Source organism: Allochromatium palmeri, from assembly GCF_009720725.1.
Lineage (GTDB): Bacteria > Pseudomonadota > Gammaproteobacteria > Chromatiales > Chromatiaceae > Thermochromatium > Thermochromatium palmeri.
Genome location: NZ_WNKT01000010.1, coordinates 68,880 through 90,575, shown reverse-complemented (window position 1 = coordinate 90,575; position 21,696 = coordinate 68,880). Strand labels below are relative to the sequence as shown.

The window sequence follows — 21,696 nt, the reverse complement described above, 5'->3', positions numbered from 1 at the left end:
TGTTCTCTCATCGTTCGATCTCGCCCTCGAAGACTTGGACGGCCGGCCCCGTCATCCAGACCGGATGATCTGGTCCTCGCCATTCGATCACCAGTTCGCCGCCGGGCAGGGCGACCCGCACCCGCTCGTCGAGCCGTCCGCGCCGACGCCCGCTCACGACAGCCGCACAGGCGCCGGTACCACAGGCGAGCGTCTCGCCCGCGCCGCGCTCATGGACCCGCAACCGGATCGCGTTCGGCCCGAGGATCTGCATAAAACCGACATTCACCCGGCGCGGGAAGTCCAGATGATGCTCGATCAGCGGTCCAAGCGTGTCGACCGGCGCTGAATCGACATCCTCGACGATCAGCACCGCGTGTGGGTTGCCCATGGAAAGCACACCGATGGTGCGTGTCCGATCCGCGACATCCAGCGTATAGGTCGCGTCCTCGGATTCGAACTCGGCCTCGAAGGGAATGCGGGCGGGATCGAACGTCGGTGCGCCCATATCGACCCGCACCTGTCCATCCGGCTCCAGATAGAGTCGAATCGCTCCAGCCGCCGTGCCGACCGGGATCTCGTCCTTGTCGCTCAGACCCTGATCGCGGACGAAGCGCGCGAAGCAGCGCGCGCCATTGCCGCACTGTTCGACCTCGGAGCCGTCGGCGTTGAAGATCCGGTAGTGGAAATCGGTATCAGGCAGGCGCGGCGGCTCGACCAGCAGGATCTGATCGCAACCGACACCGAAACGCCGATCGGCCAGACGTCGCGCGAACTCGGCGTCCAGGTCGACCCGCTGGCGCACGCCGTCGAAGACGACGAAATCGTTGCCCAGTCCCTGCATCTTGGTGAAGCGCAGTCTCATGTCGGCAGATGTCCCATGACGGCGAGATGCCGATCGCTGACCACCGCAACTTCCAGACTGTCCAGACCGGCGGCGGCGAGCTGCTCGGTCACTTCGGCCGGCTCGAAAGCGGCATAGAGCGAGTTACGGAAGTCGGTGCGCAGGATTTCGGGCTCACTACCCGCATAGCTCTCGACCAGCGCCTCGACCCAGCCGGCCGAGGCTGGGCGCATCAGGTCCATGACGAGCACCGGCGCGCCCGGCTTGGCCGTTTCGCGGATCGTCCGCCACAGCACGGCGGGGTCGGGCAGGTGATGCAGCAGACTGTTGGAGATGACCAGATCATAGTGACCGCGCGCCAACTGCCCGGACGGGATGACGTCGTGCAGCAATCGGGCGCGCGCGGCGATCTCCGGCCGTGCGTCGAGCGCCTGCTGAGCCAGATCCAGCATCGGGCGCGAGCCGTCGAGCGCGTCACAGGTCGCGCCCGGATAGGCCAGCAGAAAGCGGATCACGATATCCGCCGGTCCGCACCCGAGATCAAGCGCCACAGCGCCCGCCAGAGATCCGGGCACCAGTCGGCGCAGCAGCTCGATGAAGAGCGTGTTGGAGGCGTTGAAATCGGCCTCGGCATAGGCGAGCGCCTGGTCCTCGCCATCCATCAATTCTTCGGGTTCGGGACGACGTTTCATGCGATGACGGTCGTGGTCTCGGACGGCAGCCGCTGTTCGCCGCGATAGAGATCCGTGATCGACTCGCGCTCGCGCACCAGATAGGTGCGGTCGCCATCGACCATGACCTCGGCGGCGCGCGGACGGCTGTTGTAGTTGGAACTCATGGTGAAGCCATAGGCCCCGGCCCCGCGCACCGCCACCAAATCGCCTTCCTCCAGCGCCAGGGTGCGGTCCTTGCCGAGAAAGTCCGCCGTCTCGCACACCGGGCCGACCAGATCGTAATGACTCGGATCGGCGTCGGTCTCGCTCACCACGCGCACGATCTCCTGGTTGGCCTGATAGAGCGCGGGACGCAAGAGATCATTCATGGCCGCGTCGAGGATGGCGAAATGCTTGTGCGAGCTGTGCTTGAGATATTCGACCCGCGTCAGCAGCACGCCGGCGTTGCCGACGATGGCGCGTCCCGGCTCCAGGATCACCTCATAGGGGCGATTGGCCAGCAGATGGCTCATGGCGGCGGCATAGGCGGCCGGTTCCGGTGGATGCTCCTCGCGATAGCGGATGCCGAGTCCGCCACCCAGGTCCAGATGCTCGATGGCGATCCCCGAGGCGCACAACCGGTCAGCCAGCGCCAGCACCCGCCCGAGCGCGTCGATGAAGGGTGCCAGATCCGTCAGTTGCGAGCCGATGTGACAGTCGATCCCGACGACCTTCAGGTTCGGCATGGCGGCGGCGAGCGCATAGACCGACTCGGCCTCATGGATGTCGATGCCGAACTTGTTCTCCTTTAGACCCGTGGAGATGTACGGATGCGTCTGGGGGTCGACATCCGGGTTGACGCGCAGTGATACCGGCGCCTTGACCCCGAGTTCAGCGGCGATCCCATCAATCCGGGTCAGTTCGGACTCTGACTCGACATTGAAGCAGCGGATGCCGACCTCGAGCGCGCGGCGGATCTCGTCGGCGCGCTTGCCGACACCTGAGAAGACGATCTTGGACGGATCGCCGCCGGCGGCCAGCACCCGTTCCAGTTCGCCGACCGAGACGATGTCGAAGCCCGATCCCAGACGCGCGAGCACATCGAGCACCGCCAGGTTGGAGTTGGACTTGACCGAGAAGCAGATCAGGTGCGGGTGATCGCGAAAGGCGCGGTCGAACGCGCGCCAGTGGCGTTCGAGCGTGGCGCGCGAATAGACATAGCAGGGCGTGCCGAAGCGCTCGGCGATCTCGGTGAGCGGCACCTCCTCGGCGTGGAGGAGTCCGTCGCGGTCGTTGAAGTGATCCATGCGGCGTGGAGAAACCTGAGTGTTAGGGTTGAGACGCGCCCGCGACATCTGACTCCAGTGGCGCCGGCGGCGCGGTCGGAACATCGGCGCCGGGCGGCGTACCGGACTCGGAGGCCGGTTCGGGCAGATAAAGCTCGCCCTTCTGACCGCAGGCACCGAGCATGGCGAGCGTGCCCAGCAGGACGACGATGGCGATGAAGAGATTATTGGCCCAACAGCGCATGGTCGACTCCGATCCGAAAGCGTGGTTTTGGACGCGCGAGTATAACCCAACACACCCTGATGGTTTGGATCGGCGCCGGCGTGAAACCGCACGAAACCATGCGGATCACTCTGCGGGCATGGCCTGCAAACGCGCCAGAATCGCGCCATTGGCATCGAGCAGGAGCAGATGCCCGTTCTCGATCCGATAGGCGCTCACCTGACCGAGCAACTCGGCATAGGCCCGTCCCTGCTCGGCGTGTGCATCGCTGGCGGTGCAGGCCATCAACGTGGTGGCGATGGGGCCGATCGACAGCGCCTGACCCGAGCGCGTGAAGCCGCCTAGATAGCGATTGCAGCCATCCGAGCCGCTGATCCGACCGCGTGGGTCGAAGCTCAGGTCGATCCGGGTGCCCTTGATCGGCGTGAGTTCGGCTCCGTGCCCGTCGCTGTAGCTGTCGAGTTTCCAGGTGCGTCCCAGCAGCGGGTCGGCTGGGGTCTCGGCGCCGAGACGGCTGAATCTCAGCGCGATCTCGCCGTGCTCATCGAGCAGTTCGAGATGATCCGGGGTATGGCGATAGCGGGTGACGGCCTGGAAGGCCTGGATGACTGCGGCTTCCTGCTGCATCAGCGGTCCGGGGCAGGCCATGCGGGTTGCAGCCAGTCCCTCGCCGAACCTGAAGTCGGCCCCCTCGACGGTATAAGCGCCCTGGATCCGGTTGCAGCCGGTGCTGCCTGAGAACTGACCATCCTCGAAACGAAACTCGGTCGGTCGCGAGCGGGGCACGACCTCGGTCAGGCCGGAGTCGCTCCGATAAGCGGTCAGACGCCACTCCAAGCCCACGAATGGCACAGGCATCGGTTCAGATTCAGGAGCCGGTTGCTCCTGAGCCGGATCAGCGGGTGCGGAGGCAGATGGCGCGGTCTGGGCCTGGACGGATCCAGCCAACGCCAACATCACTCCCATACCAACGAGCGCGCGCAAGGGGTCAGGCATGATCGAAGCTCCCGCATGTCCATGTTGCAACAAAGTATGAAATATCGGCCCCGGTCGCGGGCGGCGATCCTATAATCCAGGGATTCTCCATGCCCCGAGCGACCGATGCAACACACCCGCAGCGGTCTGGGACACCTTTCCAGAGAGAGACGGCGAGAGACTCGCCAAGGCGATCCGCATGCAATTCATCGATTTGAAGACCCAGTACGCCCGTATCGACCACGATGTGAAGGCCCGCATCGAATCCGTGCTCAACCATGGTCAGTTCATCCAGGGACCGGAAGTCCAGGAACTGGAGGAGCGGCTGGCCGAGTTCGTCGGCGCGCGTCATTGTATCGGGCTGTCGAGCGGTACCGATGCGCTGCTCGCGGCCATGATGGCGCTGGAGATCGGCCGCGGCGACGAGGTCATTACTACGCCCTTCACCTTCATCGCTACCGGCGAAATGATCGCACTGCTCGGGGCGCGTCCGGTGTTCGTCGACATCGATCCGGTCACCTACAACATCGATCCGGCCAAGCTCGCAGCGGCCATCACCGGGCGCACGCGCGCCATCATGCCGGTTTCACTCTATGGCCAGTGCGCCGACATGGACGCCATCAACGCCGTGGCCGAGCGTCATCGGCTGCCGGTGATCGAGGACGCGGCCCAGAGCTTCGGCGCCCGCTATCGCGGCCGGCGCTCCTGCGCACTCTCACGTATCGGCTGCACCTCGTTTTTTCCGGCCAAGCCGCTCGGCGCCTATGGCGACGCCGGTGCCTGCTTCACCGACGACGACGCGCTCGCCACAGCCATGCGCGAGATCCGCAACCACGGTCAGGACCGGCGCTACCATCATCCGCGTCTTGGACTCAATGCGCGTCTGGATACCCTGCAAGCGGCGATCCTGCTCGCGAAGATGGAGATCTTCCCCGAGGAGGTCGAGGCCCGCGCCCGGATCGGTGCGCGCTATACCGAGCTGTTCCAGGCACGCGGCGCGGTCGGCACCGATGTCGGTGGTGCGCCCGTGCTCACGCCCCATGTCCATCCGCACAACCTGTCGGTCTATGCCCAATATACGATCCAGGTCGAGGATCGCGACGCGGTCGCTGAAACGCTCAATCAACAGGGCATCCCGACGGCGATCCATTATCCGATCCCGCTCAACGAACAGCCGGTGTTCCATGTCGGTCTGCCGGGCGAGGCCTATCCGGTCTGCGCGGCGGTCGCGCGCCGGGTCATGAGTCTGCCCATGCATCCCTATCTGGACGAAGAGACGCAGGTGCGCGTGGTCGAGGCCGTGGCCGGGGCGACAGCACTTTGATTGAGGCCGGTCGTGCAGCAGGTTGGTGGTTACGTCGGAATATCTTTTTTCACGATGACGATACAGGCTCATTGATGTGAATGCGACGACCTCCACTCCCGCCACTCAAGATCCAGAATCCGTCGCGGGCGATCGCGTTCTGCTGATCGATGACAGTCAGGCGATCAGCCGGCTGCTGCGCGCGCGTTGTCAGGATCTGGCCGGCGTCGAGTCCGAGATCGCCGGTTCGCTGGCTGAGGCCAGGGCGCTTTTGGCGGCTGAGCCAACGCGTTTCTTCGTCGCCGTGGTCGATCTCAATCTGCCCGATTCATGCGAGGGCGAGGCAATCGATCTGGCGCACGCGCACGGTCTGCCGGTGATCGTGCTCACAGCCCACTACGACGAAGCCATTCGTGAGCGCATGCTGGCTAAGGAGGTGGTCGATTATCTGCTCAAGAGCAGCCTGCATGAGATCGATCACGTCGCGACCCTGGTGCGGCGTATCCATCGCAACCGTAGTGTCAAGGTGCTGGTAGTCGACGATTCGCGGTCTTTTCGCGCCTATCTGGTCAAGCTGCTCGAACTGCACCGGCTCCAGGTGCTCCAGGCCGAGAACGGACGCGAGGCGCTGGAGATCATGAAGACCGATCCTGGGGTCGATCTGGTCATCACCGACTACAACATGCCCGAGATGGACGGACTCGCCCTCATCGGCGCGCTGCGTCAGCGCCATCCGCGCTCGGAGCTGGCCATCATCGGGCTGTCCGAGCAGGGGTCACAGGCGCTCTCGGCACGGCTACTCAAGAACGGCGCCAACGACTTCATCACCAAGCCGTTCCTGGTCGAGGAGTTCTACTGCCGCGTCATCCAGAACATCGAACAGATCGAACTGGTACGCGCCATCCGCGACTCCTCGGTGCGCGACTATCTCACCAAACTCTATAACCGCCGCTATTTCTTCGAGACCGGCGAGACGCTCTACGCCGCCGCGCGGCGGCGCCAGCTTGCGCTGGCGGCGGTCATGCTCGACATCGATCATTTCAAGCGTGTCAACGACACCCATGGTCATCTGGCCGGGGATCGGGTCATCAAGCAGGTCGCGAGTATTCTGGCTGACGGCGTGCGGCAGGCGGATCTGCTCGGGCGTTATGGCGGCGAGGAGTTTTGCATCCTGCTGACCGGAATCGATCAAACGCATCTGGCCATGATCCTGGAGCGGCTGCGCTCCGCCATCGAGGCCACCCGGATCGAGCATGATGATCTGGCGCTCTCGGTCACCATCAGCCTGGGCGCGACCCTGGAGCTGACCGACAGCCTGCAAGCCATGATCGACCGCGCCGATGCCTGTCTCTATCGCGCCAAGCAGGGGGGGCGTAATCGGTTTGTGATCGATGAGGCAGCTGAATGAGCCGCCGGCGCCTATTCTACGCTCGACTCACAGCCCCAATTCTTTCCACCGCGCCTCGATGCGCTTGACCGACACCGGACACGCGGTCCCGAGCTGCTGGGCGAAGAGCGAGACGCGCAATTCCTCCAGCAACCAGCGGATCTCATCCAGGCGCGGATCCTGACGCCCGGCGGCGCGCGCGGTCGCCTCGCGTTCACGCCAGCGCGTCTGGATTCCGGCCATCTCGTTCATCCAGCGTCGGTCGCGATCGGGCGCATGGGCCAGCCGCTCGATTCGCTGCCCGATGGCCTTGAGATAGCGCGGATACTCCTTGAGCTGGACATAGGGAATGCGTAGCGGAAAGCCCCGGAACACCAGCGCATCGAGCTGGGCGCGAATGTCCATGACCGAGGGCATCCAGTTGATCTGATTGATATTGGCCAGCCGCTTACGCAGATTCTGATACTCGGCAAGGATGGCACCAACCAGCTGACAGACGGCGTTGGCGGTCGGAAAGAGTTGCGGCTTGCAGGCGGCCAGACGCTGCTCGAACATCGCCTGGGCGCGGATGGGCGGTTGATCCTCGACGAAAGTCAGATCCAGGATGAGCGCAATCAGCTCGTCGGCCAGATCGGATGGCTTGGTGACCGCCGATTGGCCAGTGCCGCTGGCTGAGGCTGGGGAGGGCACAGGGGCTTTGGCATACTGCAACCGCATTCGATCCAACTCCGGCAGTTGTTTACGCAGCTGGCGGATATCCGACCCCAGATGCAGCATGATGAGCCGCCGCACTCCCGCCCGCTGCGCCTCGGCGGCATTCTCCGCCGAATCGAGCACCCGGATCGCCACGCTCTCACCCTGATCGACCAGCGCCGGATAGCCGCGCAGCTTGATGCCAGCGCGGGTCAGATCCACCAACTCAGGCAGATCGCCGAAGATCCAGCGCGTGATCCCATCGCGCTCCAGAGCGAGATCGGCACTCGGAATCTGCGTAAACCCCTGAGCACCCTGCGCACCGAACCGACGCTTGAGCGCCAGCGGATCGTCGCCCATCGCGAGCGAGCGCCCTGAATCATCGACCAAGCGAACCTTCATGCGCAGATGCGGCGGAATCACCGACTGATCCCAGGCATCCTCTGGAATCTGGACGCCAGTCATGGCCCGTATCTCCTCAGCCAGCGCCTGGATCAACGGCCGATCAGAGGGCGCCAACCGCGCCGCCAGCCGCTTGGCCGTGTCCGGGATCGGCACGAACGACTTGCGCAACGCCTTGGGCAGACCGCGCAGCAGCGCCGTGATCCGCTCCTCGATCAGTCCAGGCACCAGCCAGTCGAGCCGGTCGGGCGCGACCTGATTGATCAGCGGCAGCGGCACCACCAGGGTCACGCCATCGGCCGCCGCGCCCGGCTCGAAGCGGTATTCGAGCGGCAGCGCCGTTGCCCCGATCTGGAGCTGATCGGGGAAGGACTGGGCACTGACCCCGGCGGCCTCATGACGCATGAGATCGCTCAGACGCATGTGCAGAATCTTCGGCGTCTGGCGCGTGACCTGACGCAGCCAGCGCTCGAACTGAGGCATCGAGTAGATCCCCGAAGGCACACGCTCGGCATAGAAGGCGTAAATGACCTCCTCGTCGACCAGGATGTCGCGCCGGCGTGACTTGGCCTCCAGATGATGGACCTCGTCGATCAGCTCGCGATTGTGACGCCAGAAAGGCGCGCGGGTGTCGAAATCGCCCTCGGTAAGTGCGAAACGCAGAAAGATCTCGCGCGACTCGGCCGGATTGATGGGGCCATAGTTGACGCGCCGCTTGGGCACCAGGGTGACGCCAAACAGCGTGACCTTCTCGAAGGCCGCGACCTGACCGGATTTGGACTGCCAGTGCGGTTCGGAATAACTGCGCTGGAGCAGATGCGCGGCGGCGCGCTCGATCCAGCCCGGCTGAATGACGGCCGCAGTGCGTCCGTACTGGCGCGTGGTCTCGACCCGCTCGGCGACCATCACCCATTTGGGCGGCTTGGCGAACAGCGCCGAGCTGGGATGGATCAGGAAGCGGCTGTTGCGCGCGCCCTGGAACTCGCGCTCGGCCTCGCGGAAACCGATGTTGCCGAGTAGCCCCGCCAGCAGGGCGCGGTGGATTTTCTCGTAAGCGTTGGCGTCCAGTGATGGCGACTGGGTGGGTGTAGCGGCGGATTCCTTGAAGCCCATCTCCAGCATCTGTTCGCGCAGCTGAGCATGAATATCGCGCCATTCCTGCACGCGATTCCAGGACAGGAAATGGCGCTGACAGAGCTTGATGAACTTGTTGCGCGAGAGCTGATGGCGCTCTGTGTCGAGAAAGTGCCAGAGATTGAGAAAGGTGATGAAGTCCGACTCGGGATGGCTGAAGCTGGCCTGGATCTCATCGGCGGCCTGCTGCTTGTCGTGCGGACGCTCGCGCGGATCCTGCACGCTGAGCGCGGCGGCGATCACCAGCACCTCGGTCAGGCACTGATGCTCGGCGGCGGCCAGCAGCATGCGCCCGATACGCGGATCGACCGGCAGGCGGGCGAGCTGACGCCCGAGCGGGGTCAGCTCGCCCTGATCGTCGAGCGCCCCGAGTTCCTCCAGGGTGCGATAGCCGTCGTTGATGAGCCGCGAGTCGGGCTTGTCGATGAAGGGGAAATGCTCAATGGCCCCAAACCCGAGCTGCTTCATTTGCAGGATGACGGCGGCCAGATTGGCGCGCGCGATCTCGGGTTCAGTGAACTCAGCGCGCGATTGGAAATTATCCTCGCTGTAGAGCCGGATACAGACCCCGGCCGCCACGCGCCCGCAACGCCCCTGACGCTGATTGGCGCTGGCCTGCGAAACGCGCTCGACCGGCAGTCGCTGGACCTTGGTGCGATGGCTGTAGCGGCTGATGCGCGCGAAGCCCGGATCGACGACGTAATGGATGCCCGGCACCGTGAGCGAGGTCTCGGCGACGTTGGTGGCCAGGATCACGCGGCGCGTGCCGTGCGGCTGGAAGATGCGCGCCTGTTCCTGCGGTCCCTGACGGGCGAACAGCGGCAGGATCTCGGTCGAGGGCGGATGATGCTTGCGCAGCGTCTCGGCGGTGGTGCGGATCTCGCGTTCGCCGGAGAGGAACACCAGCACATCGCCACGCCCGACCCGCGCCAGCTCCTCGACGGCGTCCGAGATCGCCCGCTGCATCGGCTCGTCGCACTCGGCGGCGCTCTCCTCCTCGGGCGGACGGTAGCGCACCTCGACCGGATAGGTGCGCCCCGAGATCTCGATGATGGGCGCGGGTTGGCGCTCGCTGTCGGCGAAATGACGCGCGAAGCGCTCGGGGTCGATGGTCGCCGAGGTCACGATCAGCTTGAGATCGGGCCGGCGCGGCAGCAGTCCCTTGAGATAGCCGAGCAGGAAGTCGATGTTCAGTCCGCGTTCGTGGGCCTCGTCGATGATGAGGGTGTCGTAGTCGTTGAGCCAGCGGTCCTGCTGGATCTCGGCCAGGAGCATGCCGTCGGTCATCAGCTTGATCGCGGTCTCGGGGCGGATGCGATCATGGAAGCGCACCTTGTAGCCGACCAGTCCGCCGTTCTCGACCCCCAGCTCCTGCGCCACGCGACTGGCGAGCGTGCGCGCGGCGATGCGGCGCGGCTGGGTGTGGCCGATGCGCCCGAAGCGTCCGCGTCCCAGATCCAGACACAGCTTGGGCAATTGGGTCGACTTGCCCGAGCCGGTCTCGCCGCAGAGCACGAGCACCTGATGGCGCTCGATCAGCGCCGCGACCTCATCGCGTCGTTCGCTGACCGGCAGCTCCGGCGGATACTCGATCTGGGGCACCAGCGCCTGACGTTGCGCGACCAGCGCCTGCGAGGCCTGGATACAGGCCCAGAGCTTGGTCAGCGCCTCGTCGATGGGCTGACCGGCGCGCGCGCGCCGACGCAGATTGCGCAGACGCGATTGAATGGAGTGAAGATCGCGGATCAGACAGCCCGCGATGTCCTGGTCATTGGGTAGATCCATGCTTTTTAGTCGATAGCGATCGCATCACGCATAGTGATATCGACAGGCGATGATAACCACGGCGTCGCCCTCGATCGTGTAGACGAGCCGATGCTCGTCCGTGATGCGACGGGACCAGTAGCCTTGCAGTTCATGCTTCAGCGGTTCGGGTTTGCCAAGTCCCTGATAAGGCTGACGCAGCACATCCGTAATGAGGGTGACGATACGCTTGTGGAGCTTTTTGTCGCGTGCAGCCCAGTCAGCGAAGTCCTCGAAGGCACCCTGTTCAAAAACGATACGTTTCGTCATTGGCCGTCGAGATTGATGGAGCAGATATCGCCTTGACGGACGTTCTCGATGGCCTCCATCAGCCGCCGCCGATTGGCGGGATCACGCAATAAATACGCGGTCTCGTCCTGGCTTCCATCATCCGCCTCGCAGACGGCAATCTCGATCGTCTTGCCCTTGAACAACGCCTTGAGCGAATACAGAAAGTCGTCGTCCAGTTCATCGGTTTTCATGCGATAGGTCGTGTACATGCGGATTGATCCTGTCAGCTTGGTACGGGCGCGCTTGGCTATGTGAGACATCGCCTTGAGGTTGAGAGGCTGCTCCGAATTCAATCCAGGGCATGCACGAACACACGGCTGTCGGCGTCTCTCAGACCTTGCGCCTGATCGACGACGCCACGATGGTGCGTGAACAGAATGACCTGGGTCTTGGCGGACAGATCGGCCAGCACCTCGAGCGTGGCGCGGGCGCGCTCGTCGTCGAACTGGATCAGGATATCATCGACGACGAAGGGCAGGGGCGGGGAGCTGTCGAGATGACGGTCGAGATGAGCCAGCCGTAGCGCCAGATACAGCTGATCGCGGGTGCCGGTGCTCATCGCCTCGACCCGCACCCGCTCGCCACTGGCGCGCACCCCGACCAGGATCGGCTGATCGGCATCGTCGAAATCGCTGTCCACGGCGGCGAATCCGCCACAGGTGAGCTGGGCGAAATAGGCACTGGCGCGCGTCAGGATCGGGTCGCGGTGCTGGCGTCGGAACTGCTCGATGGCCTCACGCAGGAGACGTGCGGCCAGCCGCAGCCGCACATAGTGCTCGGCATGACCGCGCAGACTGGCGCGGGTGCGCTCCGCCTCCTCGGCGAGAACAGCGGCATTGTCGGCACCGGTCATGGCGCTGAAATCGCGCTCGGCATGAACGCGGCGTTCGAGCGCGTCGGTGCGGCGCGGTTGCAGTTCCTGCTCGATGCGCTGACTGAGGGTCATGAGTTCGTGCGCCACCGCCTCGGCCTCGACGTCCTGCGCCGCGCGTTCCAGGGCCGCGAGGTCGAGACCGTCGCCGCTGGCCATCAGCTCGGCCTCGACGCTCTGGAGTTCATCGGCCAACCGGGCGCGTTCACGAGCGCGCTCCAGGGCGGCGGGCAGTGCATCGGGATCGGTGCAGCCGGCCAGTCGGCACAGCTCGGCGAGCGTCTCCTCGGTCGCCTGCAAGGCCGCCTCGGTCTCGCCGAGTTCCAGTTGCGTCTCGTCGGCCAGGGCACGCCGTTCGTCACGGCGGCTGCGGGCCTCGCGCTGCTGGATGAGCCGCTGATGCAACTGCGGGACCGAGACCTCGACCGGCACGGCGGGCAGATCCGGGGCCAGACGCTCCAGCAGCACGCGGGCCTCGTCGGCGAACTGGCGGGCATCGCGGTCGATGCCCTGGATACGCTCTTCGAGACTCTGGATCTCGTCCAGGCGCTTGAGGATGGCGGCGATGGCTTCGAGATCGTCCGAGACATCCGCCGGCGTGGCCTTGGGCGGCAGACCCAGTTCGGCGGTCAGCGTCGCCCATTCGAGCTGCCAGGCGGCGCGTTCGGTCTGTGCGGTCTGCACGGCGCGTTCGAGACGGCGGCGCTGCTGTTCGAGCGTCGCAAGCTTTTCGCTCAGGGCGCGGTGCTGCTCCTGGGCGCGCTGTGCGTCGCGCAGGCTGGACTCAGCCTGATCGAGTAACGGCGCGAGCCTTTCGGGCGGGGCGCTCGGCTGCACGGGCGCGGCCAGGGCGTCGAGCTGGCGCGCGAGTGTTTGGAGGTGCCGGGCGCGTTCGGCGCACTGGGCGTCGAGTTGCTGGCGCAGATCATCCTCGGTCGCGGCCTGCTCCTGGAGCCGCTGGGCACGGCTGAGCCAGTCGAGCATCTCGCGTGCCGGGAGCGGTGTGAGTCCGCACGGTGTCCAGAGGGCCTGCCAGTCTTCGTTCAGCGTCTGGCGGCGTGCGTTCAGGGCGTTCAGATCGGCGTCGAGTTCGGCGAGTGCCTGCGTCTGCGTCTCCAGGGCGGCCTGGGCCGTGGCCTGCTCGTGGACGCGCTGACTCTCGCGCCTCAGTCGGTCGGCGAGCGTGTCGGCGTGCGCCATGGCGCCCTCGAACGCCTCGGGCAGGCGTGTCTCGGGCGCATAGTCGGCGGCTTCGACCTGGACATCGCCGCCGTCGAGCCACTGGCGTCGGATCAGTTGCCAGCCGCGTTCGCGGTGGTCGCGCGCCTGTCTGAGATCGGCCTCGCTGGGCACGGCGCCGGCCAACCGGAGCGTGCGCAGCGACTGTTCGAGCTGGCGGCAGTCGGCCGCGATCCGGGTGCGCTGTTCGACGAGCCGTCGTTGTTCTTCGTCCAGCGACTGCGCGTCGGCGGCGAAGCGGCGCAAGGTCTCTTCGCTGGGCAGGGGCGCGCGTTGCAGGCCGGCGAGATCGCCGCTCCAGAGTCCGAGCGCGGCCAGTTCACGCGCGAGGCGTTCGGCGTGCAGGCGCAGGCGCGCCTCGGTGTCGGTGATCGCGCGATCGAGATCGCCAGCCCGTCGTGCGGCCTGCACCGCGCGTTCCAAACCTTCCAGATCGTGCGGCGCGGCGGAGCCTTCGGGCTGGGCCGCGCGCGCCTCGGCCAGGGCCTGCTCGGTGTCGGCGAGGTTCGCGGTCGCGGTGGCGACGGCCTTTTCCACGGCTTCGCGGTGTCCGCCAAGTTCGGTGGCCTGGCGGCGGCGGTCGAGCAGCGGACGCAGCGACTCGGCCTCGGCGAGCGTCAGTCCGGGACGGATCGTGGCCAGACGCTGCTCGGCGAGTTCGCGCTGGGCGTTGGCGGCGGCGACCAGATGCGGGCGGTCCTGAGCGGCTTTGCGATGGCTGCCGAGCCGCTCGCGCAGGGCGTCGATGGCGTCGCCCTGGGCCAGCAGGGCGTCCGACAGGGTTTCGGCGCTGGCTTTTTTGCGCAGTTCGGTGAGACGGGCGAGGGCGGTGTGCTGGCGCTCGCGCAGCTGCCGACGCTGGTGGTCAGCGCTGTCGCAGCGTGTGCCGAAGTCGTCGGGGAGCCGGGGCGCGGTGGCGAGTGCGTCCAACTGTTCGCGCAGTCGCGCGCGTCGGGCCAGACCCGGCAGGGTGCGGCGCAGCCGTTCGAGCGCCTGGCGGCGGGCAGTGGCGGCGGACACCTGGGTTTCGATCTCGGCCAGTTCAGCGAGCAGGCGGTCGCGCGTCTGGCGTGCTTCGTCCCAGTGGCGTGCTGAGAGTGAGGCGTCGCGTATCTGGCGCTGGAGTTCGGTCAGTTGGCTGAGATGCGCGTTGATCTGCGGTTTGTGCGCGCGCGGTGCAAAGAGATCGGCGGCTTCGCGGTCGAGCGCGCTGAGTACGGATTGGATGCGGGCGCGGCCCAGCGCGCTGCCGAACAGGGCTTCGGCCTCGCGGCCATGTTCGGCGAGCAGGCTCTCGCCGCCGCTGACCAGGGTGTCATGATCGAGGCCGAACAGCCGCTCGAACAGGGCGGCATCGACGCCGTGCAGGATGTCGGTCAAGGTTTCGTCCGGGAGCGGCTGGCTGTCGGCGTCGAGCAGGGTGCTGCGGCGTCCCTTGCGCCGGTAGCACAGGCGCTCGCGTCCCTGGGCGTCGCGCAGGCGGCCGCCGACGCGCAGTGCGGAGTTTTCGTGGACGAAGCTGTCCTGGGTGCGTTCGGGCACGCCGTAGAGCAGTGCTTTGAGGGCGCGCAGGGCTGAGCTTTTGCCGGCCTCGTTGAGTCCCAGGATCAGGTGCAGGCCCTCGTGACCGGCGCTGAGATCCAGGCGTCGATCGGTGAAGGGACCGTAGGCGAGTAGATGCAGTTCGAGTAGCTTCATATGTGAGTCGCAAACTGCGAATCTTGAATTCTGCTTAGCTGATTTTTAGCCAAAGTATCAAGTCCCTGGAGATTGTAGGCGCGTTTTTTTGAAGAGTCCGATGGACAAACTCTGATCTCCCGCTGTAGGTATGGGAATTGACACCTACTGATCGAGCAACCGCGCCAGCAGCAACTCCTGCGCCTCATCGAGACTCTGACGCAAAAACTCCGCCGAACCCGGATCGCACGGCTCATCGCCACTACGGATCTCAGGCGGCAGCTTCGCGGCCAGATCAGAGAACTCCGCACTCAGCCGCTCCAGCCGCTCGCCGTCGAGTTCCAGTTCGTGGATCGTGCTCAGCAAACTGTCGAACGCCTCATCCCGAGCCAGCCGTTCAGCCGCAGACGGCGCGCGCCGGGTCTCGACCAGCACCTTCTCCACCCACATCGCCTCCCCGCCAATGGCATTGGCCTGGGCACGGCATTCGTTGATCACCTGATCCTGAACCGCCCGCAGACGCGGATGCACCGCACAGACACCCGCAAAGCGCAACCGCACCGCCGCCAGCCGTCCATCAGCCGCATCCAGAGCCGCGCTCAACGGCGGCCCGGCACGCGCATAGACCTCCTCCAGACTCGCCGCCTCGCTCAGATCCACGCGACAGTCGAACCAGCGCGCCACATCCAGCGGGCGATGCTCGACCCGCTGCACGCGCCCATCCTCGACCTCGACCAGACAACAGCCCTTGGCCCCGGTCTCGCGCGCATGTCGTCCCTGGAGATTACCCGGAAAGACGATCCAGGGCGTCTCGTCCACGACCTCGTGCCGGTGCACATGACCGAGCGCCCAATAGTCATACCCCAGCGCGCGCAGACCGTCACGCGAGCAGGGTGCATAGACCTCATGCCCAGGCCGCCCATCGAGTGACGTGTGCAACAGTCCGATATTGAAGAGTCCCGAACAGGAACGGGGATAGGCACGGGTGAGATCGTCGCTGACGGCGCGGGTCGCAAAGCCCTGACCGTGCACCGCCAGCCCCAGATCCTCGCGCACGCAGGTCTCCGGAGCGCGGGTTGAGAACAGATGCACGTTGTCCGGCAGTTGCAGCACGCGCGTGATCTGGCTCGCCGCGTCGTGATTGCCGGCGATCACGAACACCGGAATGTCCGCCGCCCGCAGCCGCGCCATCTGGCGAGCGAAGAACAGCCCGGTGTTGTAGTCCTTCCAGTCGCCGTCGTAGAGGTCGCCGGCCAGCAGCACAGCGTCGACGGGCTCATGGAGCGCCAGATCGACCAGCCGCTCGAACGCCTGGCGCGTGGCGCCGCGTAGTGCCTCGGTCGGCGCGCCCTCATAGCGCTCCAGACCGCGCAGCGGGCTGTCGAGATGAATGTCTGCCGCGTGGATGAATTTCACTGTCGGTCGAGCCCCTCGATGTGGCAGGGATGCTCGAACTGTGCATGAAGGACGGCGTGGCGGTCAAGCCACGCCCGTGATGGCGATCGCTACATCACCAGATTGAGCATGGTCAGGGCCACCACCAGGAACAGCACCGTCATGATGCCGCCGGCGCGCATGTAGTCGGTCACCCGATAGCCGCCCGGCCCCATGATCAGGGCATTGACCTGATGGGTGGGGATGAGGAAGGAGTTCGAGGTAGCAATGGCGACCGTGAGCGCAAAGACCGCCGGATCAGCGCCGGCACCGAGCGCCATGTTGACCGCCAGCGGCACCAGCAGCACCGTGGCGCCGACGTTCGACATCACCAGCGTGAAGGCCGTGGCCAGCACCGCCAGCGCGGCCTGTACCACCCAGATCGGCACATCACCCAGCGCGGCCAGCGTCTGCCCGGCGATCCAGGCCGCCGTGCCGCTCTGCTCAACCGCCAGCCCCAGCGGAATGAGCGAGGCGAGCAGGAACACGGTCTTCCAGCTCACGGCCTGATAGGCTTCGTCGATCGTCAGCACGCGCGTCAGAACCATGCCGAGCGCGCCGACCAGCAGCGCGACCGAAAGCCGCAGCTCCGTGAACAGGATCAGACTGATGGTCAGCACGAAGAGCGCGAGTGCAGCCGGCACCTTGTGCGGACGCAGTTCCTCGTGCGGATACTCGGTCGTAACCACCACGAAGTTGCGATCTTGCTCCAAACGCGCCAGATCGGCCCAGGTGGTGTGCACCACCAGCGCATCACCCGCCGCGAAGGGCGTGTTGCGCACGCCACCGGTCTTGTAGGTGATCTGAGTGCCGCCGCGATTGATGGCCAGCAGCGACAGACCATAGGTCTTGCGCATCCAGACATCGCGCGCCGTCTTGCCGATCAGCGTGGAGCCGGGCGGGATGACGATCTCGGCCACGCCGGCCTTGGTCGGCGACATGGACTCGGCGAACAGATCCAGATCGCGCTTGCGTGTGAGCGTGTTGGCGTTGGCCACATCCAGCAGCGAATCCGCCGTGCCGAGCAGGGCCAGCGTGCAGCCGGGCGTGATGCCAAGCGTGCGGTCGACGCTATCGGCGCCGAAGCGCAGTCCATCGCCCTTCTCGACAGCGACCAGACGCACCCGCCAGGTCTGTTCCAGCTCGTCGACGCTCATTCCGATCAAATGGCTGTCGCTGTTGGGCACACGAAATTCACCGATCTCGAAATTGGTCAGGCCATAGGTCTCGGCGAAATAGTGACTGGTGTCACCGCCTTCGAGCTTGTCGGTGCCATGCGCCGGCAGCACCAGGCGTCCGGCCAGCACGAAATAGACGATACCCGTGAGCAGGAGCGCGAGACCGATCGGCGTTACATCGAACAGATCGAAGGTCTTCATCGGCGCCACGCTCTCGGGCAGCGCGGTGTTGGAGGTCAGGATCAGATCATTGAGCAGGATCAGCGGGCTGGAGCCGACCATGGTGATGGTGCCGCCGAGGATGGCGCAAAAGCCCATGGGCATCAGCAGGCGCGACATCGGCAGCCCGGTCCGCGCCGAGATGCGGCTGACCACCGGCAGGAAGAGCGCGGCGGCGCCGACGTTCTGCATGAAGCTGGAGATGGTGCCGACCGTGCCCGAGATCAGCGGGATGATGCGCGTCTCGGTCGAGCCGCCGACGCGTATGATGAAAGTGGCGACCTTGGACATGATGCCGGTTTTGTCGAGTCCGGCACCGACGATCATCACAGCGATGATCGAGATCACCGCATTACTGGCGAAGCCATCGAACAGATGCTCGACCGGCACCAGCCCCTGTTGAAGTCCCATCAAAGGGGCTGCCAGGCTCGTCAGACCCAGCAGCACCATGACGGTGATCGCCGCCACGTCGACGCTGAGCACCTCGAAGGCAAACAGAAAGATCGTCAGCAGCAGAAAAGCGCTCACCCAGGCAATCTCGGGTGTGGGGACGATTCCGGCCAGATAGATGGCGACAGCGGCAAAAGCCGCCGCCGCAATGTCTGTTTTGGACAGGGCGCGGATGGCGTCGAGCATGGCGTATCCTCGTGTGTGGTCGGTTGAAACGGGCGTCATGTTACTTTGAGAAACGCTAATATTCCTTCCTTTTTCCAGGATCTGCGGCCGGTCGCCAACCCACGACTATAATGGCCCCGCCTCTCAATCCCTCGCTGGAGCGCCCGACCATGCCTACGCTCGATCCACGCTCGCTGATTCCGCTGCTCCTGCTCGTCCAGGGTCTCGCCCAGGCTCAGACGACGGCCCCGTCGACGCGGGTCGAGGTCGCCGCCGAACTCGATCGGCTCAGCGGAGAACTCGATTTCGAGGTGCGCGGCATCGAGCAGACCGAGGGGGCCACGGCACACTCGGCGGGTGAATCGATCGTCGACCGTCTGCACCTGCTGCTGGAGGACTTCGATCATGTGATCGTGCAGGCACCGGGCGCGGGCGTCGAGCGTGTCATCATCCTCGGCGAGAAGGCCGCCTATGTACCGCCGCCGATGGTGGTGGAGGGCGACGAGTCATCGGAGACCGCGCCCGCCAGTGGCGATGAGATCGTGCTGGCGACCCAGCGGCGGGGCGCCTCGCATCTGGTGACGCTGGGCCTGGAGGGGGCATCCGGTGGCGCGCCCATCCAGGAGTTGATGCTCATCGACACGGGTGCCGATCGCGTGGTGCTGCCGGTCTCGCTGATTTCCTCGCTCGGGCTGGCGCCGGACGCACTCCAAAAGCAGCAGGTGCAGACGGCCAATGGCGCGGTCGATGCGCGTATCGGACGCCTGGGGGCCGTCTGGGTCGGCGCCAAGCGGGTCGAGAACGTGGAGGTCGCCTTTATCGACGATCAGCGGCTGGGTGGAACCTCGCTGCTGGGCATGAGTCTGCTCGGGCAGTTTCGTATGACCATCGACGATGAGAAGAATCAGTTGACCCTGGTTGCGAAATAAAGGTGCTCCGATCCCGGCAGCGAGGCATTGCGCGACAGGATGGCGAGTCTCATGCGGGTGCTGTTTCCGAGCGCAGGGTGGCGATCAGCAGCAGGACCACGCCGACCGTGATGGCGCTGTCGGCGATGTTGAACGCCGGCCAGGGGTTAAAAATCTTCAGCGGAAGGACAGGCAGCCAGACCTGGATGAAGTCGACCACATGCCCGAGCAGGGCGCGATCGATGAGATTGCCGACCGCGCCGCCGATGATGAGTGCCAGCGCGGCGGCTTGCATCCGTTCGCCCGGCGCGAGTCGCCGCAGCCAGCCGACCAGCACCCCGCTGACGACCAGCGCCAGCCCCACGAAGAACCAGCGCTGCCAGCCACCGGCACCGGCTAGAAAGCTGAAGGCGGCACCCTCGTTGAACATGAGTGTCAGATTGACATTGGGTATCAGGGCGATGACTTCATAGGGCTCAAGCGCCAGGAGCACCATCCATTTGCTGGCCTGATCCAGCAAGAGGATTGCCAGCGAGAGCCAGAGCCAGTGTTTAAGGGTTGGATGTTCTGTTTTAATCACGTTTTGTTTATTCATTATTCACTGCCGCCAAGCCAAGATCGTTGATTCCACGAAGAACGACACGGCTATGCTTGCTGGACTCAAGTCATCCGGTGAGTTCCGCCAGTGATCCGTTCAGTCGCCGCCGTTGCGTGCCTTGCAGGGGGTCCACCATGGACAAGAAGCTATTTCGTTCCGATCTGTCTCATCTCGTCAACGTTGACTGCAACGGCCCAGTGGAGATCGCCGATCGCGTCTGGTGGGTCGGCCATGTGCTGCCCGACGATCCGTTTCAGTGCCATGTCTACCTGCTTGAGCAGGGGGATCAATCGGTGCTGTTCGATCCCGGCTCACGCCTGACCTTCCCTGGCACCCTGAGCAAGATCGAGCAGGTTCTGCCCTTCACGCAGATCCGTTATTTCGTCTGTCATCACCAGGATCCCGACATCACGGCATGCTTGCCGTTGATCGACGCGATGAACGATCGCGACGACGCCGTGGTGGTCACCCATTGGCGCGCTCAGGCCCTGCTGCGCCATTATGGTCTGAAGCTGCCCTTCTGGCTGGTCGATCAGCATGACTGGCGTCTCGAACTGCTGGATCGCACGCTTGAGTTTATCTTCACGCCCTATGCGCACTTTCCGGGCGCCATCTGTAGTTTCGATCGGCATACCGGCGTGCTCTTCTCCAGCGACCTGTTCGGCGGCTTCACCGATGAGCCGACCCTGATCGCGCGCAGTGAGGCGCACCTTGAGTGCCTGAAGCCCTTTCATGAGCATTACATGCCGAGCAATGACATCCTCGGCTATGCCATGACGCAGATCGAGCGCGTGCCGGTCGAGATCATCGCCCCTCAGCACGGGTCGATCATTCCGCAGCCGCTGGTGTCCTTCATGATCGAGCAGCTCAAACGGCTCGACTGCGGCATCTATCTGCTCGGACAGGACGATACCGATATCCGGCGCCTGTCGCGACTCAATGCCACGCTGCGCGATATTGCCGAGACCATGCTGCTCTACCGGGATTTCCGCGACATCGCCACCCGTCTGCTGGAATTGGTGCAGCGCAGTTTGCCAGCCGAGCGGATCGATTACTATGCCGCGCTGCCGGATGAATCCATCCTGGTGCTCAAGCCCGAGAACCGCTTTTCGGGCACCATCGAGACCGATCCGCCCGATTTCTGCCGCTTCATCGGCACGAATCGCGATTTTTGGATCCGGATGCATGCCGAAGACCCGAGCCTGTCCCATCATCACCTCGTCGACAGCGCCTTCTGCGAGGAACACCAGCCCGGTGGCCAGGGTCATCGCATCGCCATTCCGCTGATCGGCCCCTCACAGCAGCGCATCGATGGTTTTGCCGTCATCCGGCTGAATCAGCACATTCCGATCACCAAGGGCATCGAGCAGATCGTCAAACAGCTTGCCGAGCCGCTGCAAGTCGCCCTCGAACGCGAGGTCATCTATCGCTCCATAGACATCGAGCGCGAGAAAGCCTATCAGCGCTCCATCCGCGATGCGTTGACTGGACTCTTCACCCGTTTCTATATGCTCGATGTCATGGGCCGTCATTGCGCGCTGCATGATCGCGACAAGGAGGCCGCCTTTGGCGCGGTCATGATGGATATCGATCATTTCAAGCGCGTCAATGACAACCATGGGCATTCAGCCGGGGACCGCGTCCTGCAAACGGTCGCGGTCATGCTCAGCGAGCATGGCCGCAGCACTGATATTCCCGTCCGTTATGGTGGTGAGGAGTTCATCATCTTCGTCGTCGGTCGGGATGAACGCGGTGCCCTGGCCCTGGCCGAGCGCCTGCGTGATCGGCTGGAGAACACGCCGATCGACATCGGCGAGGAGGAGCCACTGAGTATCACAGCGAGCTTCGGTGTCGCCCAGCGCGTGCAGGGCGAGACGCTCGACGCTCTGATCCGCCGCGCCGACGAGGCGCTGTATCGCGCCAAGGAAGGGGGCCGCAATCGGGTCGAGTTCGGCTGAGTCCCTCTCCCCGCGCGGGGGAAAGG

Annotated in this window: 16 protein-coding genes; 4 read left to right on the top strand and 12 right to left on the bottom strand. The window is 64.9% G+C overall.

What is annotated here, in order from left to right:
* Positions 1 to 7: 7 nt before the first annotated feature.
* The 5 genes from dapF to GJ668_RS06995 form a co-directional block, all read right to left on the bottom strand.
* Positions 8 to 844 carry a diaminopimelate epimerase gene (gene dapF / locus GJ668_RS07015; protein ID WP_155449433.1) on the bottom strand — a complete coding sequence of 279 codons (837 nt, stop codon included), beginning with the start codon at positions 842 to 844 and terminating at the stop codon, positions 8 to 10.
* Positions 841 to 1,515 (bottom strand): class I SAM-dependent methyltransferase, encoded by a 675-nt coding sequence (locus GJ668_RS07010; protein ID WP_155449432.1) that lies wholly within the window; start codon positions 1,513 to 1,515, stop codon positions 841 to 843. Before GJ668_RS07010 ends, dapF begins: the two co-directional genes overlap by 4 nt.
* Positions 1,512 to 2,783: a diaminopimelate decarboxylase gene (gene lysA, locus GJ668_RS07005; RefSeq protein ID WP_155449431.1), complete on the bottom strand. Its 1,272-nt coding sequence runs from the start codon at positions 2,781 to 2,783 to the stop codon at positions 1,512 to 1,514. Before lysA ends, GJ668_RS07010 begins: the two co-directional genes overlap by 4 nt.
* A gap of 22 nt (positions 2,784 to 2,805) precedes the next feature.
* Entirely contained in the window at positions 2,806 to 3,006 is a 201-nt protein-coding gene (gene lptM, locus GJ668_RS07000) for an LPS translocon maturation chaperone LptM (RefSeq protein WP_155449430.1), read from the bottom strand.
* A 105-nt stretch (positions 3,007 to 3,111) separates the two neighbouring features.
* Positions 3,112 to 3,843 carry an META domain-containing protein gene (locus tag GJ668_RS06995; RefSeq protein ID WP_186342941.1) on the bottom strand — a complete coding sequence of 244 codons (732 nt, stop codon included), beginning with the start codon at positions 3,841 to 3,843 and terminating at the stop codon, positions 3,112 to 3,114.
* A 316-nt stretch (positions 3,844 to 4,159) separates the two neighbouring features.
* Here GJ668_RS06995 and GJ668_RS06990 point away from each other — a divergent pair, with 316 nt between their 5' ends.
* Both GJ668_RS06990 and GJ668_RS06985 read left to right on the top strand, forming a co-directional pair.
* Entirely contained in the window at positions 4,160 to 5,284 is a 1,125-nt protein-coding gene (locus GJ668_RS06990) for a DegT/DnrJ/EryC1/StrS family aminotransferase (protein WP_155449428.1), read from the top strand.
* Positions 5,285 to 5,360: 76 nt separating this feature from the next.
* A complete protein-coding gene (locus tag GJ668_RS06985) occupies positions 5,361 to 6,671 on the top strand; it encodes a diguanylate cyclase (RefSeq protein WP_343032184.1) in 1,311 nt (436 codons plus the stop codon).
* Between the two features lie 27 nt (positions 6,672 to 6,698).
* Here the strand turns inward: GJ668_RS06985 and hrpA are convergent, their stop codons facing one another.
* From hrpA to GJ668_RS06955, 6 genes are all read right to left on the bottom strand, one after another.
* Positions 6,699 to 10,664 carry an ATP-dependent RNA helicase HrpA gene (gene hrpA, locus GJ668_RS06980; protein ID WP_155449427.1) on the bottom strand — a complete coding sequence of 1,322 codons (3,966 nt, stop codon included), beginning with the start codon at positions 10,662 to 10,664 and terminating at the stop codon, positions 6,699 to 6,701.
* A gap of 24 nt (positions 10,665 to 10,688) precedes the next feature.
* Entirely contained in the window at positions 10,689 to 10,952 is a 264-nt protein-coding gene (locus GJ668_RS06975) for a Txe/YoeB family addiction module toxin (RefSeq protein ID WP_155449426.1), read from the bottom strand.
* Positions 10,949 to 11,182, bottom strand: a complete 234-nt coding sequence (locus tag GJ668_RS06970; protein WP_155449425.1) for a type II toxin-antitoxin system Phd/YefM family antitoxin — start codon at positions 11,180 to 11,182, stop codon at positions 10,949 to 10,951. The genes GJ668_RS06975 and GJ668_RS06970 overlap by 4 nt, the downstream gene beginning before the upstream one ends.
* Before the next feature lie 80 nt (positions 11,183 to 11,262).
* Positions 11,263 to 14,781: an ATP-binding protein gene (locus GJ668_RS06965; protein ID WP_155449424.1), complete on the bottom strand. Its 3,519-nt coding sequence runs from the start codon at positions 14,779 to 14,781 to the stop codon at positions 11,263 to 11,265.
* Positions 14,782 to 14,925: 144 nt separating this feature from the next.
* Positions 14,926 to 16,176 carry a metallophosphoesterase gene (locus GJ668_RS06960; RefSeq protein ID WP_186342940.1) on the bottom strand — a complete coding sequence of 417 codons (1,251 nt, stop codon included), beginning with the start codon at positions 16,174 to 16,176 and terminating at the stop codon, positions 14,926 to 14,928.
* Between the two features lie 89 nt (positions 16,177 to 16,265).
* Positions 16,266 to 18,227: an SLC13 family permease gene (locus GJ668_RS06955; protein ID WP_155449422.1), complete on the bottom strand. Its 1,962-nt coding sequence runs from the start codon at positions 18,225 to 18,227 to the stop codon at positions 16,266 to 16,268.
* A gap of 149 nt (positions 18,228 to 18,376) precedes the next feature.
* Between GJ668_RS06955 and GJ668_RS06950 the strand changes: the two genes are divergently transcribed.
* Positions 18,377 to 19,135, top strand: a complete 759-nt coding sequence (locus GJ668_RS06950; RefSeq protein WP_155449421.1) for a retropepsin-like aspartic protease family protein — start codon at positions 18,377 to 18,379, stop codon at positions 19,133 to 19,135.
* A 49-nt stretch (positions 19,136 to 19,184) separates the two neighbouring features.
* Here GJ668_RS06950 and lspA read toward each other — a convergent pair whose 3' ends face one another.
* Positions 19,185 to 19,709 (bottom strand): signal peptidase II, encoded by a 525-nt coding sequence (gene lspA / locus GJ668_RS06945; protein WP_155449420.1) that lies wholly within the window; start codon positions 19,707 to 19,709, stop codon positions 19,185 to 19,187.
* A 137-nt stretch (positions 19,710 to 19,846) separates the two neighbouring features.
* Between lspA and GJ668_RS06940 the strand changes: the two genes are divergently transcribed.
* Positions 19,847 to 21,670, top strand: a complete 1,824-nt coding sequence (locus GJ668_RS06940; protein WP_155449419.1) for an oxygen-binding di-iron domain-containing protein — start codon at positions 19,847 to 19,849, stop codon at positions 21,668 to 21,670.
* Positions 21,671 to 21,696: the final 26 nt, after the last annotated feature.

Coding starts and splice junctions, on each gene's coding strand:
- dapF (WP_155449433.1), bottom strand. CDS start 844: ATGAGACTGCGCTTCACCAAGATGCAGGGACTGGGCAACGATTTCGTC.
- GJ668_RS07010 (WP_155449432.1), bottom strand. CDS start 1,515: ATGAAACGTCGTCCCGAACCCGAAGAATTGATGGATGGCGAGGACCAG.
- lysA (WP_155449431.1), bottom strand. CDS start 2,783: ATGGATCACTTCAACGACCGCGACGGACTCCTCCACGCCGAGGAGGTG.
- lptM (WP_155449430.1), bottom strand. CDS start 3,006: ATGCGCTGTTGGGCCAATAATCTCTTCATCGCCATCGTCGTCCTGCTG.
- GJ668_RS06995 (WP_186342941.1), bottom strand. CDS start 3,843: ATGCCTGTGCCATTCGTGGGCTTGGAGTGGCGTCTGACCGCTTATCGG.
- GJ668_RS06990 (WP_155449428.1), top strand. CDS start 4,160: ATGCAATTCATCGATTTGAAGACCCAGTACGCCCGTATCGACCACGAT.
- hrpA (WP_155449427.1), bottom strand. CDS start 10,664: ATGGATCTACCCAATGACCAGGACATCGCGGGCTGTCTGATCCGCGAT.
- GJ668_RS06975 (WP_155449426.1), bottom strand. CDS start 10,952: ATGACGAAACGTATCGTTTTTGAACAGGGTGCCTTCGAGGACTTCGCT.
- GJ668_RS06970 (WP_155449425.1), bottom strand. CDS start 11,182: ATGTACACGACCTATCGCATGAAAACCGATGAACTGGACGACGACTTT.
- GJ668_RS06965 (WP_155449424.1), bottom strand. CDS start 14,781: ATGAAGCTACTCGAACTGCATCTACTCGCCTACGGTCCCTTCACCGAT.
- GJ668_RS06955 (WP_155449422.1), bottom strand. CDS start 18,227: ATGCTCGACGCCATCCGCGCCCTGTCCAAAACAGACATTGCGGCGGCG.
- GJ668_RS06950 (WP_155449421.1), top strand. CDS start 18,377: ATGCCTACGCTCGATCCACGCTCGCTGATTCCGCTGCTCCTGCTCGTC.
- lspA (WP_155449420.1), bottom strand. CDS start 19,709: ATGAATAAACAAAACGTGATTAAAACAGAACATCCAACCCTTAAACAC.
- GJ668_RS06940 (WP_155449419.1), top strand. CDS start 19,847: ATGGACAAGAAGCTATTTCGTTCCGATCTGTCTCATCTCGTCAACGTT.